This window comes from Azospirillum picis (assembly GCF_017876115.1).
Classification (GTDB): Bacteria; Pseudomonadota; Alphaproteobacteria; order Azospirillales; family Azospirillaceae; genus Azospirillum; species Azospirillum picis.
This window is the reverse complement of sequence record NZ_JAGINO010000003.1, coordinates 135758-151541: the sequence shown is the minus strand read 5'-3', so window position 1 is coordinate 151541 and position 15784 is coordinate 135758. Positions and strand designations below refer to the sequence as shown.

Annotated in this window: 15 protein-coding genes and 1 riboswitch; of the genes, 5 read left to right on the top strand and 10 right to left on the bottom strand. The window is 67.7% G+C overall.

Features of this window, described 5'->3' with window-relative positions:
• The first annotated feature begins 102 nt into the window (after positions 1-102).
• Positions 103-1755: a hypothetical protein gene (locus J2850_RS05670; protein ID WP_209979681.1), complete on the top strand. Its 1653-nt coding sequence runs from the start codon at positions 103-105 to the stop codon at positions 1753-1755.
• 149 nt (positions 1756-1904) lie between these two features.
• Here the strand turns inward: J2850_RS05670 and J2850_RS05665 are convergent, their stop codons facing one another.
• Positions 1905-2288 (bottom strand): hypothetical protein, encoded by a 384-nt coding sequence (locus tag J2850_RS05665; RefSeq protein WP_209979679.1) that lies wholly within the window; start codon positions 2286-2288, stop codon positions 1905-1907.
• Between the two features lie 190 nt (positions 2289-2478).
• Complete coding sequence (locus J2850_RS05660) at positions 2479-3657, bottom strand: acetoin utilization protein AcuC (protein WP_209979677.1); 1179 nt, start codon at positions 3655-3657, stop codon at positions 2479-2481.
• Between the two features lie 67 nt (positions 3658-3724).
• A riboswitch (TPP riboswitch) is annotated at positions 3725-3831 on the top strand.
• A gap of 47 nt (positions 3832-3878) precedes the next feature.
• On the opposite strand from J2850_RS05660, the gene J2850_RS05655 reads away from it, so the two are divergent.
• The 4 genes from J2850_RS05655 (at position 3879) to J2850_RS05640 (ending at position 7257) form a co-directional block, all read left to right on the top strand.
• Complete coding sequence (locus J2850_RS05655; RefSeq protein ID WP_209979675.1) at positions 3879-4610, top strand: ABC transporter ATP-binding protein; 732 nt, start codon at positions 3879-3881, stop codon at positions 4608-4610.
• Complete coding sequence (locus J2850_RS05650) at positions 4607-5374, top strand: ABC transporter permease (RefSeq protein WP_209979673.1); 768 nt, start codon at positions 4607-4609, stop codon at positions 5372-5374. The genes J2850_RS05655 and J2850_RS05650 overlap by 4 nt, the downstream gene beginning before the upstream one ends.
• Before the next feature lie 16 nt (positions 5375-5390).
• On the top strand, positions 5391-6332 hold the full coding sequence (locus J2850_RS05645; protein ID WP_209979670.1) for an ABC transporter substrate-binding protein: 942 nt from the start codon (positions 5391-5393) through the stop codon (positions 6330-6332).
• A gap of 97 nt (positions 6333-6429) precedes the next feature.
• Entirely contained in the window at positions 6430-7257 is an 828-nt protein-coding gene (locus J2850_RS05640; protein ID WP_209979668.1) for a universal stress protein, read from the top strand.
• Positions 7258-7308: 51 nt separating this feature from the next.
• On the opposite strand, the gene J2850_RS05635 is transcribed toward J2850_RS05640, so the two are convergent.
• From J2850_RS05635 to J2850_RS05600, 8 genes are all read right to left on the bottom strand, one after another.
• On the bottom strand, positions 7309-8106 hold the full coding sequence (locus J2850_RS05635; RefSeq protein WP_246512833.1) for an inositol monophosphatase family protein: 798 nt from the start codon (positions 8104-8106) through the stop codon (positions 7309-7311).
• A gap of 64 nt (positions 8107-8170) precedes the next feature.
• Positions 8171-8701 carry a hypothetical protein gene (locus J2850_RS05630; protein ID WP_246512832.1) on the bottom strand — a complete coding sequence of 177 codons (531 nt, stop codon included), beginning with the start codon at positions 8699-8701 and terminating at the stop codon, positions 8171-8173.
• A gap of 166 nt (positions 8702-8867) precedes the next feature.
• Positions 8868-9182 carry a hypothetical protein gene (locus J2850_RS05625; RefSeq protein WP_209979665.1) on the bottom strand — a complete coding sequence of 105 codons (315 nt, stop codon included), beginning with the start codon at positions 9180-9182 and terminating at the stop codon, positions 8868-8870.
• A gap of 249 nt (positions 9183-9431) precedes the next feature.
• Entirely contained in the window at positions 9432-10712 is a 1281-nt protein-coding gene (gene hflX / locus J2850_RS05620) for a GTPase HflX (protein ID WP_209980219.1), read from the bottom strand.
• A 52-nt stretch (positions 10713-10764) separates the two neighbouring features.
• Positions 10765-11013 carry an RNA chaperone Hfq gene (gene hfq / locus J2850_RS05615; protein WP_012974114.1) on the bottom strand — a complete coding sequence of 83 codons (249 nt, stop codon included), beginning with the start codon at positions 11011-11013 and terminating at the stop codon, positions 10765-10767.
• 62 nt (positions 11014-11075) lie between these two features.
• Positions 11076-11804, bottom strand: coding sequence for an HAD family hydrolase (locus J2850_RS05610; protein ID WP_209979663.1), 729 nt, complete (start codon positions 11802-11804; stop codon positions 11076-11078).
• Positions 11805-11964: 160 nt separating this feature from the next.
• Positions 11965-13365 carry a nitrogen assimilation response regulator NtrX gene (ntrX, locus tag J2850_RS05605; RefSeq protein WP_209979661.1) on the bottom strand — a complete coding sequence of 467 codons (1401 nt, stop codon included), beginning with the start codon at positions 13363-13365 and terminating at the stop codon, positions 11965-11967.
• Positions 13355-15673 (bottom strand): sensor histidine kinase NtrY-like, encoded by a 2319-nt coding sequence (locus tag J2850_RS05600; protein ID WP_209979659.1) that lies wholly within the window; start codon positions 15671-15673, stop codon positions 13355-13357. The genes ntrX and J2850_RS05600 overlap by 11 nt, the downstream gene beginning before the upstream one ends.
• Between the last annotated feature and the right edge of the window lie 111 nt (positions 15674-15784).

Sequence of the window (15784 nt, the reverse complement as noted above, 5' to 3'; positions counted from 1 at the left end):
GCCGCTTGTACTATTTTTTCGGCCCCGGGGGAAAGGATTCCTTGCGATCCCACGTCGGCGCGGCCTCCCCACCGCCACTTCATCTTGCCGGAATATCAAACGGTGACGATCGACCGCTCGGAACTTGAACGGCTCCTGGCCGATCGCCCGGCTGGCAATCGCAGTGCCATGCAGGCGGTGCGGGAAAGCTACGCCGATATTGGGTTGATGCGCGAACGCGGGCTTTCCTGGGCGGAGATTTCCGATCTTCTCGCCAAGCTCGGCGTGACGGCCCGCGACAACCAGCCGATTTCACCGGTTACGCTGCGGTCCGCCTATTTCCTGGTCGGAAACGAAGGCCGTGAACATGCGGCGGAACCCGGGGCCACAGCGGGCGGTATCGCGGCCGAGACGCTTGCCGCGGTCCACGAGGCGGCGCTGGCCGCGCGGCGTGAGGCCAGCGATCAAGCGGAGCCCGAGGATTCGGCGAAGCCCGTGGATGAGTCGACGGACGACGCGGCTGCTGCGGCTCCCGACGGGGTGCCAGCGCCATCGCTCACCGGCGAGATCGCCAACGAGATCGCCGCAAACGACGCGGCGCCGGATACGCGACCCGAGGAGCCCCCTGCCGAGGCTCCGGGGACGCTCATGGCGGCCGATTCGGATGCGGCACCGGACAGCAGGACGGAGACAGCGGGAGCGGCGGTCATGGCCGTTTCACCCGCCGCCCCTGGCGGAAAGCCGTCAGGTCGTACCGCGCCGCCCAATGATCGCCCGGACGATGATCGTCCAGCCCCGGCCGCGCCGACGGAGCGATACGATGCAGCGGTCGACGCCGATGGTGCGACCGAAGGCCCTGTGGCCGAACTGATCGAGGCTCCCGCACCGGAGCCTGTTTCCCAACCTGCCCCTACAGCGGCCGCGCAAAGCACCCGCTCCTTGATGTCCCACGACGAATCAACAAACGTACACTGGAAAGGCGATCGCATGCTGGGCACGATCTTCGTCCTCAATGACCGCGGCGGCGTCGGCAAGACGCTGCTGTCCCATCACCTGATGGCGACCGCCATGCTCGAAGGCCTGCAGCTCAAGGTCGTCGAGTACGAGGTGAACGAGCGTCTCGCCCGCCTGTTCGGACCGGATGTGGTCGAGCACCGCCGCATCACCCAGGACTTCATGAACATGATGGGGTCGGGGGACGGCTTCTATGAGTTCTGGGACCTGATCGGGCCGGAGCTGCAGCGCGGCGGCCGCCTCTACGACTTCGGCGGCAACATTTCCCAGTGGTTCTTCAACTGGGCCGAGGTGTCGGGTTTCGACTATTACGTCGGCGACGGCGAACGCCTCACCTTCATGGTGCCGGTGACCGTCGACCTCGCTTCGCTCTCCACCGGCATGACCACGCTGGAGCGGGTGGCGACGATCGCCCCGAAGGCCAAGCGCGTCCTGGTGGAGAATGGCTTCTCCGGCCCCTTCTCCCAGTTGGAGGATAGCCAGTATGCCCGCCGCAAGGCCGAAATGGTCGAGCGCGAGGGCCTGCAGGTCATCTCCATGCCGCCCTGCACCGCGCCGGCCTGGGCGCGGCTGACCGGACACCGGCTGGACCAGGTGGCGACGATGACCCGCGAGGATCTGGTCAAGCTCGGGATGACCCCGCCGGTCGCCTCCCGCTCGCTGATCATCATCCACGAGTGGCTGCGCAACATGCGGCTGGCGCTGTCGCCGTACCTTCACGACGCCTTCCGCCAAAGCCCGGCGGCCTCCAAGAGCCGTTGACGAGCCGATGACGGCTGCCGCCGTAGGCGGCAAGCACTGGTAAGGGGGCGCTCCGCCGGACGGTTGGGCGCCCTTTCGCTTTAAAGCCCCGCCTGGAATGCCCGCGCCGCAGAACGCCTGCGCGACAGTACGCCCACGCGGCAGTACGCTTACGCCACGGCACCCGCTGCCCCGGCTCGGTAGAGGTCCTCCTCGACGGCGTTCAGCAATCCCGCCTGCGGGTCGCCCACTTCGTGGACGAACATCGGCGGCTGTTCCGCCAACTCCCTGGCGTGGCGTTCGATCTTCCGGATTTCGGTTTCGAGGCGCTGGCGGTCGGACGACTGGCAGTCGCGGCGCCTGGCCAGACGGTCGACACGGCTCTGGAGTTCGTGAACCTCGGCATGCAAGACATAGAGGCGGTTTTCCATCCGCTCCAGGCCGCTACTCTTTTCGATGAGGTCGGGCAGGAAGTCCTTCAGCAGCATGGCGACGGGAACGGCTGCCAGTGTGATGATGGCGATGGCGATCAGGAACAGCGTCGTGCTCGACATCCGCCCGTCCAGCTCCTTCCGAACCCGGCGCCACCGCCGACAGCCGGACGCGGCGGCGGCCACGGCCCGCCGCTTTGGGAGGATCTGCGAACAATCAGCGGTCGTCAGCAAGACCTCGCCGCACCCTCCGCATCGGCGCCCCCGCTTTGCGAACCCCCATTGCCTCCATCAGTCGGATCACAGGAGCCGTTCACGCCATGGCCATGTCAGCCACCCGCTTCACCCGGTCGCTCACCGGGCCGGGACGTGGCTGGTCGGCGAGCGTGGTGAACCAGTGCTCCGGAGGGTTGCGCCCGGCGGCCCGGTTCCAGGTCAGCCCCCGCAGAACCGCTTCCGCCGCTGGGGTGGGAGGCACCGTGGGATCGAGCCGGTTGAGGACCGCCCAGATGCCGGTCCAGCAACGGCCGACCGACCAGGGATTGTAACCGCCGCCGCCAACCACCAGCAGCCGCGGCGCCAGCGGCGCCAGGGCGTCCACCGCCGCCCACAGGGCGAGGTTGGACAGTTCCAGGCGGCTCAGTGGATCTTCCGCCAGCGCATCGGCCCCGGTCTGGATCACCATGGCCTGCGGCCTGAACGCACGGGCCAGCGGCAGGATCGCCGCCTGCATCAGGTGGTCCATCTCGCTGTCGTTGAAGCCGGGCGGCACCGGCAAATTGCGGGCCATGCCGCCGGCCCGGTCCTCCGCCTTGCCGGTGTAAGGCCAGCGCCCATCCTCATGGACGGAAATTGTCAGCACCCGGTCGTCGTCTGCGAACGCCTCCTCGACGCCGTCGCCATGATGGGCATCGAGGTCGACATAGAGGACCCGCTCCAGGCCGTGGTCCAGAAGCTCGAGAATCCCCAGAACCGGCGCGTTGAAATAGCAGAAGCCGCTGGCACGGTCGCGACGGGCATGGTGGGTGCCGCTCGCCGGGGCATAGACGATGCCGGACGGGCGGTCCGCCAGGATGCGCGCCGCCTGGATGGCGGAGCCGCTGCTGTGCGCCGGCCGCCGGTACATCTCGGCAAATACCGGATTCTCGAGCTTGCCCAGATTGTGCCTTGCCGCGACCGCCTCGTCGACACGCTGTTCCGCCTCCGCCCGCTTCAGGGCGGCGATGTAATCGGCGGTGTGGAAGCGCAACAGCTCCCGTTCGCTGGCGACGTGGGTGTCCAGATAGATCTCCTCGGGAAGCCAGCCCATGGCACGGCTGAGGTCGATCACGGTCGAGACGCGCGGAATCGCCAGGGGATGCTTCGGCCCGTAGGTCGAGCCGCGGTAGATCTCGCCGCCGATGAACAGGGGCCTGTCGAGGTGATGGGGGTGGGTCAGGGGCGTGGTCTCCGGTGTCCCGCCTGTAACTAGGCGCGGGCGGGCGCCGGTCAAGTGATGCCGCGGCCGATGCGTCGAGAGGGATGCTTGCGGTCACGGATGGTCAGCGCCTATAGTCGCCGCCTTCACTGGGGGGAGCCGACGGGCGGCTGAGAGGTCCCAAAGCGGGACGACCCCTGGAACCTGATCCGGTTCATGCCGGCGTAGGGATCAGTGATGGACCATACCGACCGCCACCGCTGCCGCTCCGTCCCCTCTGTTCGCAAGCTTCGGCGATGACCCCGCTGTCGGTCACCATCGAAGGGGCGCGGCTGACCTATGGCGGCGTGCTGTTGTTCTCCGGCCTCACGCTCGACCTGCCTGCCGGGCGGACGACCTGTCTGCTGGGGCCGAGCGGCGTCGGCAAGACCACGCTGCTGCGCATCCTCGCCGGGCTGGCGGAGCCGGAGTCGCCGACCATGGTGCGGACCGGGGACGGCGCTCCCCTGGCCGGCCGGATCGCCTACATGGCGCAGCAGGATCTGCTGCTGCCCTGGATGACTGTTCTGGAAAACGTGCTGCTGGGCGACCGGCTGCGCCGTAGCCGCCCCGATGCTGCGCGGGTGGATCGTGCCCGTGTGCTGCTGTCGGACGTCGGCCTGTCCGGCCGCGAACACGAAAGACCGGCAGCGCTGTCGGGCGGCCAGCGGCAGCGGGTGGCACTCGCCCGCACGCTGATGGAGGACAAGCCGCTGGTGCTGATGGACGAGCCCTTCTCGGCGCTCGACGCCCTGACCCGGCTGCGCCTTCAGGAGACCGCCGCCGGGATGCTGGCGGGGCGCACCGTGCTGATGGTCACCCACGATCCGTTGGAAGCCCTGCGCATCGGCGACCGCTTGCATGTGATGACCGGCCGCCCCGCGGCCATGGGGCCGGCATTGGAACCGGCCGGCAGCGTGCCGCGCCGTGTCGACGACCCGGGGCTGCTGGCGCTGCAGGCGGAACTGTTGCGGCGGCTGGCGGAATGAACGCCGTGCTGCGCGCGGCGGTTACCGCCCTGGTTCTGGTTGGCGCCTGGCAGGCGCTGGTCTCCGTCACCGGCCTGCCGCGCTACCTGCTGCCCGGGCCGCTGGCGGTCGCCGATGCCATCCAACGGCAGGCACCGCTGCTGTTGAGCCATGGGCTGACCACCCTGACCGAGATCCTGGCGGGATTGGCCGCCGGAGTCGCGCTGGGGTCGGCCAGCGCGTTGGCGCTGGCGCGCTTCCGCACGGCGAGGCGTTGGCTGATGCCGCTGCTGGTGGTCAGCCAGGCGATCCCCGTCTTCGCCCTCGCGCCGCTGCTGGTGCTCTGGCTCGGTTACGGGATGGCGTCCAAGATCGCCATGGCGGTGCTGGTCATCTACTTCCCGGTGACCACCGCCCTGTTCGACGGGCTGCGGCGCACCGAGCCCGGCTGGCTCGACCTTGCCCGCACCATGGGAGCATCGCCGGCGGCCATCCTGTGGACGATCCGCCTCCCCGCCGCCCTGCCGGCCTTCTGGTCGGGCGTACGGGTCGCCGCCGCGGTGGCGCCGATCGGCGCCGTCATCGGGGAATGGGTCGGGTCGTCGTCGGGCCTCGGCTACCTGATGCTGCACGCCAACGCCCGGATGCAGATCGATCTCCTGTTCGCGGCGGTGCTGGTGCTCGGGCTGTTCGCGGTGGGGCTCTATGCCGCCGTCGATGCCTTGGCCCGCCGGGCGCTGCCCTGGCAATCCGACACGCAACCCGCTGAAGACGCCATTCCATGAAAGGGGAACCCTCCCGATGAGACGCCTGTTTGCCGCCGGCCTGCTGGCCGCGAGCCTGATGACCTCCCTGCCCGCACTGGCGCAGGACAAGCTGACCGTCATGCTGGACTGGTTCGTGAATCCAGACCATGCACCGCTGGTGGTCGCGCTGGAGAAGGGCTTTTTCAAGGACGCCGGGCTGGACGTGACGCTGACTGCGCCCGCCGACCCCAACGACCCGCCGAAGCTGGTCGCCGCCGGACAGGCCGACATCGCCGTCTCCTATCAGCCACAGTTGATCCTGCAGGTGGCTGAAGGACTGCCGCTGGTCCGGATCGGGACGCTGGTCTCCACGCCCCTGAACTCGGTGGTCGTCCTGCGCGACGGCCCGGTGAAGACGCTGAAGGACCTGAAGGGCCGCAAGGTCGGGTTCTCGATCGCCGGGTTCGAGGATGCGCTGCTCGGCGCCATGCTGGAAAAGCAGGGGCTGAGCCTGAAGGATGTCGAACTGGTCAACGTCAACTTCTCGCTGTCGCCCTCGCTGCTGTCGGGACAGGTCGACGCCGTCGTCGGAGCCTTCCGGAATTTCGAGCTGAACCAGATGGCCATCGAGGAGCGTCCCGGCCGTGCCTTCTATCCTGAGGAGGAGGGGGTTCCGCCCTATGACGAGCTGGTCCTGGTCGCCAAGGCCGACAAGACCGCCGATCCCCGTTTCCGGCGCTTCCTGGCGGCGGTGGAGCGGGCGACGCTGTACATCCTCAATCATCCGGAAGAGGCGCAGGCCGCCTTCGTGAAGGATCGGCCGGAATTGAACGACGAGCTGAACCGGCGCGCCTGGGCCGATACCCTGCCCCGCTTTTCCCACAGCCCGGCGGCCCTCGACGTCGAGCGCTACGCCCGCTTCGCCGAGTTCCTGAAGGCGCGCGGGCTGATCAAGGCGGTGGGGCCGGTGGAGCGCTACGCCGTCGTGGTGAAGTAGGGGCTCGACGCACCGTTGCCATCCGGCGCGGCGACGCGTTACCTAGGGGGAAACCACCCCGCCAAGCCGGGGATAACACAGCGAGGGGAGCGCGGGCATGCCGATCAAGACCATCCTGCTGCACATGGCCAATGACGACGCCCACGCCAGCCGCCTTGCCGTTGCGGCAGCGTTGGCCAAGCGGTTCTCCGCTCATCTCCACGCGCTTTACATCGCGACGCCGGTGTCGATGCCGGCGGGTGCGACCGGCCGTGCCGCCTCCTACGGCTTCATGGCCGAGGCGACCGCCATCGCCCACGAGAACGCCGAGAAGATCGAACGCGAGGTGCGCCAGGCGCTCGAAGGCCTTCCCTACGATTGGGAAGTCGAGGAGGGCGACCATGTGGACCTGCTTGCGGAGCGCGCGTCCTACGCCGACCTCGTGGTCGTGGCACAGTCGGCGGCCGTGCGTGCCGGCGAACGGGTGTCGCTGCACCATATCCCGGACCGCCTGCCGCTGGAAACCGCGACACCGGTTCTGGTGCTGCCGCCGACGCAGTCCGCCACCGCTCCCATCGGCCGGTACGCGCTGATCGCCTGGAAGAACAGCCGCGAATCCGCCCGCGCGGTGCGGGCCGCCATGCCCTTCCTGCAGACCGCGGAGTCCGTCACCGTGCTCACGGTCGATCCGCCCGGCCAGCACAGCCATCATGCCGCGGCGCTCGCCGACTGGCTGCACCGTCACGGCATTCCCGCCCGCCCGCAGTCCGTGCTGGCGACCGGAAACGATGCCGGCGACATGATCCTGTCCTGCTGCGCGGACCAGGGCGCCGACCTGCTGGTGATGGGTGCCTATGGCCACTCCCGGCTGCGCGAACTGGTCCTCGGCGGTGCCACGCGCAAGGTATTGGAAGATTTGACCCTGCCGGCGCTGATGGCGCATTGACGCGGCAACCGCCCTCACTCGATTCCGCGTCCAGCGTCCCGGGCAGGCTCCTCAGCCGAACAGGTGCCTGCGCAGGTCCTGCCAGCTCTCCCGATCCGGAGCCAGCAGGATGCTGCCGTTGAGCAGGCCGGGCCGGTAGGGCGTTCCGTCGATCAGCGCGGAATGGCCTCCGGCCTCCGCATGCATCAGCACGCCGGCGGCATGATCCCACGGCATCAGCCGGTGATAGAGCGAGTAATGGGCGCGCCCGTCCAGCAGCCTCAGATACTCCTGGGCGGCGCTGGACAGGCAGACACGCTCTCCGAGACCGGCTCCGCGCTCTTCCAATTGCCGGCCCAGTTCTTCGGCACAGAAGCGGGTGGACAAGGCGCCGACCATCCGTGGCAGCGGCACGGCCGGCGCGACATGGACGCGGCGGCCGTCCAGCCATGCCCCTTCCCCCTTCACCGCGGTCGCCATGCGCCCGTCGATGGGATCGTGGATCCAGCCTGCGACCGTTTCTCCCCGGCGCGCCAAGGCAACGATCACCGCGAACATGGGGCGGCCCTGGGCGAAGTTGATGGTGCCATCGACCGGATCGATGATCCAGACCGGCTCGTCACCATGTATACGGTCCAGCACCCGCTCGTCTTCCGAGGCCGCTTCCTCGCCGATCACCCTGCTGCCGGGCAACAGGGCCTGCAACGCCGGGGTCAGCGCCCGTTCGGCCGCTTCGTCCGCCAAGGTGACAAGATCGGTCGGGCCGGTCTTCTGCCGGATGCCCGAGGCGTCGAGCGTCCGGAAATGGGGCAGGATTTCCGTACGGGCGACAGAACGGATCAGGTCGGAAACCCGATCAATCCCGGGCATCGTGAAATCGCGAACGGACGGAGCCGTCATCGAAGGAACCTCATTCTTGTTGGATCCTGGCCGGTCAGCGTGTCGACGGCTGCCTTCGGGGCGATTTTCCCGGCGCCGTGTCGAGTTTCAGGGTCGGATCGCCACCGGATGGGTTGGTCAGCAGGACCTTCCCATCCAGTCCGCTGTCCTTCAGCGCCTTGGTCAAGGCATCCAGGGTCGCCCGGTCGGCCTTGGCGGTGGCTTCGGTTTTGGCCGGGTCGGTCGGGGGGACGGGGCCGCCGACCGCCGGCTCGCGTGGCGCATGGGGGTCGGCAGGCGGCGGCGGGATTGGCGGTCCGCCCGCCTGCTTTTCCGGCTCCGGCGGCGGTGGCGGCGGTTGCCACAGGCGGAAGCAGTCGGTGAAGGCCGCCTGCTTGCACTCCTTCAGCAGGTCGACGGCATCGGGAGCCACCACCACCGGCATATCGGGAGCCACCGGCAAAGGCTCCGGCGGAGGCGGCAGGGGATCCTCGGGGGGAAAATCCGGCTCTTCGACATAGCCGGGCGGCAGGGCCGCACCATCGGCCGCAGCTTCAGCCGGGGCCGGAGCGGTCACGGCCAGCATGGCCGTCAACAACAGCCAAAGGCGGTTGCTGTTTATCCGACGAGGGCGGAGCGGGGAACGGGGCACGACGAAACCAAGCGGATGGCAGTTGGTCCATTATGGACCGCCACCCTCTGCATCGCCACCAATCAAGACTGTGTCATCCGACCGCAACAAGGCGACGGTCTCAAGCGGCTGCCCGATGGACGGGACCGGTCCCCTGCGAGAAACCGGCACCACGATGGGTGTCGCCATATCCCCAGGCCGACAGCTCACGGCAAATGGCGGCGATCTTTTCCGCCTCGCTGGCGTTCGATTCACTGGCCGCAGCGGCGTTGATCAGGCGCATCAACGTCTTCCGCCCTTCGGGCGACCGCGACAGCTCCTGAAGCCGCAACAGGGCCGCACCGGGGGGCAGTTTCTCCTGTCGGGCAACCAGGGTTACCTGATCGGCGAGGAAAGCCGTAATCGAAAAGCAAGATGGGTCAGTTTGCAACCGCATTGGCAGTCCTCCTCCTGGGGAGCGCCATCGCTCCTTTCCCATCATCGGAGTCCAACGGGGAAATGGCCACCCGGCATTCGGCTTAAGACCGGAGTGGGGTGTAACAGGTCATAGCCTGTGGTTGCACCCCACTCCCTTCGGCAGGGCCGGTTAGAGTCCGTCTGATGCTTCTTGAAGCACTGGACGGACTCTGAGCTTTTGGTTTTCCGTGTGATCGTTTCAAGCGATACCGCTTGAAACGATCACACTCTACCGCGCCGCCTGTTGCCGGTCGGCTGCCTGGAACCGCTTCTCGAACCGTGCCAGGTCGGCGGGATCAATGGCAACGTGCAGGTGTGCCCGTTCGTCGTCGTCACGGCGGTCCAGGACCTCGCCCTTGGCGTAGAGCCAGGCGAGCGCCGCGCCGTCATCCAATCCGACGGTCAGATCCACGACCTGCCGGTGGGCGTTCATCCGCTCATCCAGCAGACGGTCGAGATCGTCGATCCCTTCCCCTGACAGCGCGGACACCGCCACGGCCCGAGGGTTGCGGCCGGTCTGGACCAGGACCGCCGCGCGGCTATCGCCATCGAGCGCGTCGATCTTGTTCAGCACCTCGATCACGCGGTCGTCCGACTCCGGATCGATCCCCATGTCGGAGAGAACCTCGTGCACGTCCGCCTTCTGCGCCTCGCTGTCGATATGGGCGATGTCGCGCACATGGAGGATGATGTCCGCAGCGTCCACCTCCTCCAATGTTGCCCGGAAGGCGGCAACGAGGCCGTGCGGCAGGTCGGAGATGAAGCCGACGGTATCCGACAGGATCACCTTGCGCCCCGACGGCAGGGTGACCTGCCGCATGGTCGGGTCGAGCGTGGCGAACAGCAGGTCCTTGGCGAAGACGCCTGCGTTCGCCAGCCGGTTGAACAGCGTCGACTTGCCGGCATTGGTGTAGCCGACCAGCGCCACCACCGGGTAGGGAACCTTGGCGCGCGCCTTGCGGTGCAGGCCGCGGGTGCGCCGCACCTCTTCCAACTCCTTCTTGATCTTGATGATGCGGTCGCCGATCATGCGGCGGTCCATCTCAAGCTGCGACTCACCGGGGCCGCCCAGGAAGCCGAAGCCGCCACGCTGGCGCTCCAGGTGAGTCCAGGAGCGCACCAGCCGCGACTTCTGGTAGGTCAGGGATGCCAGTTCGACCTGGAGCATGCCCTCCCGCGTGCGTGCGCGGGCGCCGAAGATCTCCAGGATCAGGCCGGTGCGGTCGATGACCTTCGCGCCGAACGCCTTTTCCAGGTTGCGCTGCTGCACCGGCGACAAGGCATGGTCGATGACGACGAGGGTCGCCTCGCTCTCCTCCACCCTTTCCGCCAGAGCCTCCACCGTGCCCGATCCGAGCAGGGTCGATGGCTGCGGCCGGTTCACCTTGGCGCATTCGCCGTGGACGACCTCCAGGTCGATCGCCTGGGCAAGGCCGATGGCTTCCTCCAGCCGTGATTCGGGAGGACGCATTTCCCCGTCCGCCTCGCTGCGGAGGACGGGGTGGACCACGATGGCCCGCGCGGCGCCCAGGGGGGCCGCGCCTTCGCCATTGGTCAAGGGATCAGACGCTTTCACCTTCCTTGGGCGGCTCGAACAGTTGAATGGGATGCGCCGGCATGACCGTCGAAATCGCGTGCTTGTAGACGAGCTGGGAATGCGCGTCGCGCCGCAAAAGAACCGAGAAGTTGTCGAACCAAGTAATGATACCCTGAAGTTTCACGCCGTTCACGAGAAAGACGGTAACGGGAGTCTTGTTCTTCCGGACGTGATTGAGAAACACGTCCTGCACGTTTTGGCTTTTTTCAGACATTTATCATGCCCCCTTCTTCAATGTTCTTGGGACCCCTTGTCTTTAGGCGGTCCGCTCCCCGTTTACGGTGCAGGTTTGGTGCGCGTGGGTACCGTCTCGACAGCCGTGTTGAGGGATATGGTATCACCATCCCCGTCCACCAAGCCATACACGACGCTGTGCAGCGCCGTGCAGTCGGTGTGGCGATGGGCGGGGGGGAAACGGTCGAAGCCGCTCCCCTCGCCGAGCCCTATTAGCACCGGAACAAGCCCGGCGCCATGGGCGCATTCCATGTCGATGTCAGCGTCGCCGAGAAACCAGACGTCCGGTCCCGGCTCCAGCCCGGCGGGTTCCAGCGCCATCCGCACCGGGGCATGGTGTGGCTTGTCGAACTCGGCATCCTGGGCGCCGACCAGCCTGCCGAAGTAACGCGTCCATCCCAGCGCCTCGGCCTCGGCCCTCAGGAACTTGCCGTTCTTGTTGGACACCACGGCCTGATAGACACCGCGGTCATGGAAATGGCGAAGCAGCACCTCCGCACCCGGCAGAGGCTTGAGCCCTTCCAGATGGTGTGCCGCGAAATAGCCGTAGAACAGGTCGCGGGCTTCGGTCCAGCGTTCGCCGAAGATGCGCGGAAAGCTGTCGCGCAGGGACTGCTTGATCCGCTCGCGCGCCTCCTCGGCGCTCCAGGGCGGCAGCCCGAACGACACCAGCGCGTGGTTCAGCGCCTCACGCACGGTATCCCAGTTGCTGACAAGGGTATTGTCCCAGTCGTAGATGACGGCGCGCGGCAGGGTTATGCGGGCGGACAAGGGAAATATCTCTCGCTGGTTTTTCGGTCTGGCGGGTCGCTGCTCCTGGCCGGCGCCATCGCCTACAGGTGATGGCATCCGGAAGGGACAATGCGATTGCGGTTTCCGGCCCCGCCCGGTCCGGCAGGCCAAGCTGGGGGACGTGCCCGCCCCCCGCCGCTCACTCGATGAACATCTTTCCCTTCTCGCTGCCATGGACACCGAGCGATTTCAGCTTGCGGTGCAGGGCCGAGCGCTCCATGCCGACGAAAGACGCGGTGCGGGAGATGTTGCCGCCGAAACGGGTGACCTGCGCCAGCAGGTATTCGCGCTCGAACACCTCGCGGGCCTCCCGCAGCGGCAGGCCCATGATCTCGCCGCCCTTGTCCCACTTCAGAACCGTCGGGGTGATGGCGCCGATCTCGGGCGGAAGCGTGTCGGCGCGGATCGGCTCCTTGGGGTCGCCATGGGCCATGATCAGCAGCCAGTCCACGACGTTGCGGAGCTGGCGCACGTTGCCCGGCCAGTCATAGGCCTGAAGGGCTGCCATCGCGTCCTCGCCGAACTCGCGGATCGGCAGGCCGGAGGCCTCGGCGGAGCGCTGCATGAAATGACGGGCCAGGACCGGGATGTCCTCGCGCCGTTCGGCCAGCGACGGCACGCGGATCGGTACCACCGACAGGCGGTAGAACAGATCCTGGCGGAACCGCCCCTGCTCGATCTCCGCCTGGAGGTCGCGGTTGGAGGTGGCGATCACACGGACGTCGACCTCGACGCGCTGGCCGCCGCCGACCCGCTCGAACACCTGCTCCTGCAGGGCGCGGACGATCTTGCCCTGGGTTTCCAGCGGCATGTCCGCGACCTCGTCGAGCAGCAGCGTGCCGCCGTGGGCCTGTTCGAAGGTACCGATCTTGCGACCTGGACCGTCGACGCCGGCCTCCGTGCCGAACAGCTCCATCTCCAGCCGCTCGGGCCGCATGGTGGCGCAGTTCAGCCCGACGAACGGGCCGCCCGACCGGCGCGAGCGGGCGTGGATCATCCGCGCCACCACCTCCTTGCCGGCACCCGGCGGGCCGGAGATCAGCACGCGGCTGCCCGTGGGGGCGACCTTCTCGACCGACTGGCGGACCTGGTTGATCGCCGACGACCGGCCGATCAGTTCGGCCTCGCCGCCGGCGCGCAGCTTCAGTTCCTGGTTCTCGCGCTTCAGCCGCGCGGCCTCGATGGCGCGTTCCACCATCAGCAGCAGTCGGTCGGCCTTGAACGGCTTCTCGATGAAGTCGTAGGCCCCGACCTTGATCGCCTGGACGGCGGTCTCGATGTTGCCGTGGCCGGAGATCATGATCACCGGAAGGTTGCCATGGTCCCGCATCAGCTGTTCCAGGATCTGCAGGCCGTCGAGCCGGCTGCCCTGGAGCCAGATGTCGAGCACGACGAGGCTGGGACGGCGCGCCGCCACCTGGGCGAACGCCTGGTCGGCATCCGCGGCCTCGCGGGTCTTGATGCCTTCATCGTTCAGGATGCCGGCGATCAGCATCCGGATGTCAGCTTCGTCGTCGACGATCAGAATGTCATGCGCCATGGGCTTCGTGCCTCATCTCTCCGCCGGTCTCCGCCGGCCTGTCGTCACGGCCGCCCGCCTCGCTCGGGGCCGCAACCGGGTGTGGAATGACCAGGGTCACGCGTGCCCCGGGACCGCTTCCGCGGTCCTCCAGGGTCAACTGCCCGCCGTGGTCCTCCATGATCTTCTTGACGATGGCCAGCCCGAGGCCGGTGCCCTTGGCCCGGGTCGTCACATAAGGTTCGGTCAGCCGGTCGCGCTGCTCGCCGTCCGGCAGGCCCTTGCCGTTGTCCTCGATGGTGACCGCCACCTTCTCACCGTCGTCCTCGACCGCGATCGTCACCTCGCCGGGCGGCAGTTCCCCGCCATCGGACGGCTGCCCGCGGCCTTCGATGGCATCCGCCGCGTTCTGAAGCAGGTTGGTCAGCGCCTGGGAGATCTGCCGGCTGTCGCAGGCGATCGTCAGGGGACCCGACGGCAGGCGGGTATCGAAACGGATGCGGCCGCTGTGCGCGCTCGACTGCAGGAACACCGCCTGGCGCACGAGGTCGTTCAGGTTGACCGGCTTCATCACCGGCTGCGGCATGCGCGCAAAGGCCGAGAACTCGTCCACCATGCGCCTGATGTCGTCCACCTGCCGCACGATGGTGTCGGTGCACATGGTGAAGACCTCGGTATCGCTGGAGATCTCCTTCAGGTACTTGCGGCGGAGCCGCTCGGCCGAAAGCTGGATCGGCGTCAGCGGATTCTTGATCTCGTGGGCGATGCGGCGGGCGACGTCGGCCCAGGCCGCCTTGCGCTGGGCCGACACCAGCTCGGTGATGTCGTCGAAGGTGACGACGTAGCCGTGCACCTCGCCGCGCCGGACCTCGGCGGCGATGCGCACCAGCAGGGTCAGGGTCGGCTTGCCGGTGCGGCGGATCTGGATCTGGTCCTGGACGACGCGGCCCGGCCTCTTCGGCGCGTTTTCCAGCAGGTCGCCCATGTCCGGCAGCAGTTCCACCAACGGCATGCCGACGAGACGGTCGGGGTCGTCCTCTCCCAGCAGGCGGGCGGCCGACAGGTTGGGCAGGTTGATGATGCCGTCGGCATCCAGCCCGAGCACGCCGGCCGACACGCCGGACAGCACGGTCTCGGTGAAGCGGCGGCGCTCGTCGAGCAGCCGGTTGGTCGACAGCAGCTCCTTGCGCTGCCCTTCGATCTCGGTCGTCATGCGGTTGAAGGCGCGCGACAGCAGGACGAACTCGTCCTCGCCCGGAGGCTCGGACACGCGCACGGTCAGGTCGCCGGCACGCACCCGCTCGGCGGCGCCGATCAGCGCGCTGATCGGACGGACCAGCCGCGTGGCGAAGTTCAGCCCGGCCCAGACCGCCGCCAGCAGCAGCAGCATCGCCACGACCAGGAAGATCAGCGTGAAGGTGACCTGCAGGCTGCCACGCTGGTTCTCCAGTGCCCGGTATTCCTTCACCGCTCCTTCGGCCGAGGCCATGTGCTGCAGCACCCGCGGCTCAACCATGCGCCCGACATAGAGGAAGGTGTCGGACACGCGGTCCAGGCTGACCAGGGCACGGACGCGGTCGTCGGACTGGTTGACGATCAGCGCCACCTCGCCGTTGCGCGCCTGCTGGAGCTTGTCCTCCGAGATCGGCTCGAACTCGAGGGTGAAGGTGTAGCCGGTGCGGGCGATGATGGCGCCGGTGCTGCCGTTGAAGACGATCGCCTCCGACAGCGCGCGCAGCATGGCCTGGGTGGCCACCACCTGCTCGAACCGCTCGGGATCGCTCGACAGCCGCGCTTCCTGCGACAGGTCGTTGGCCATGGCGAGCGCATCGGCGCGGATGTTCTGCTGGTGCTCGTGCAGATAGGCGCTGGCGACCACCAGGGATTCGTTGACCGCCGTGCGCACGCGGTCGCTGAACCAGCTCTGCACCCCGACATAGAAGAAGATGGTCGAGAAGACGGTCATGATGATGGCGGGAGCCACCGCCAGAACACTGAAAACCAGCACCAGGCGGGTGTGCAGGCGCGACCCCGCCAGGCCACGCCGCCGCCCGATGAGGATGGTCACGATCCGCCGGGCGATCAGCACGCCCAGCGTCAGCAGGATGGCGAGGTCCAGCGTCAGCAGCAGCGTCACCGTCCGCGGGTTCGCCTGCCCGAACGGCGCGCTCTCGGTCATCGCGGCATAGGTGGCGAAGCCGGCCGCGAGCGCGGCGAGCGACAGCGCGAGGGCCAGGCGCTTGGAAAGCCCGGTCCGCCGTGACCACTGGAGCAATTTCTGCCACGCCGGCGCTTGGCCGGGTGAAGGGTTTTCGGAAGTCGAAGGCATGTTCCGGCGCCAATCTGTTGCCGGAAAGATACACTTCTGTTGCGCCCCTGCCAAGCCGCAATGAATCTGTCTTTCGGACAGTGCCTTTTCCCCAGGCTCGCCGAAAGCCGG